Origin of the sequence: Streptomyces sp. P17, from assembly GCF_032436805.1 — a bacterium.
Classification (GTDB): domain Bacteria; phylum Actinomycetota; class Actinomycetes; order Streptomycetales; family Streptomycetaceae; genus Streptomyces.
The window spans coordinates 1-242 of sequence record NZ_JAVRBF010001394.1 but is presented as its reverse complement, the minus strand read 5'-3'; the positions used below and the strand labels follow the sequence as shown (position 1 = coordinate 242).

Sequence of the window (242 nt, the reverse complement as noted above, 5' to 3'; positions counted from 1 at the left end):
AGGCGCCCGATGTGAACTCGTCAGGTCTCGATGGTGAGCGGGCGCGCGGATGCGGGTTCGGTGGACAGTACGGGACCGGGGGCGAGCGTGTGTTCCGGCTCGTCGGTTCGTTGCTCGACGTTGTCCTCACCCTTGATGCGGTGGGCGATGCTTGCAAGATCCTTTGGCGTCAGATCGCCGCGCGCCAAGTCGCGGTCCAGTTCCAAGAGGCTGTGCGCGAACAACCCCTGCAATTCATTGAT

The 242-nt window shown here is 63.2% G+C and carries 1 pseudogene; it reads right to left on the bottom strand.

What is annotated here, in order from left to right:
• Positions 1–20 precede the first annotated feature (20 nt).
• Positions 21–242: pseudogene (locus RMT89_RS45100) on the bottom strand (hypothetical protein); the annotation flags it as partial.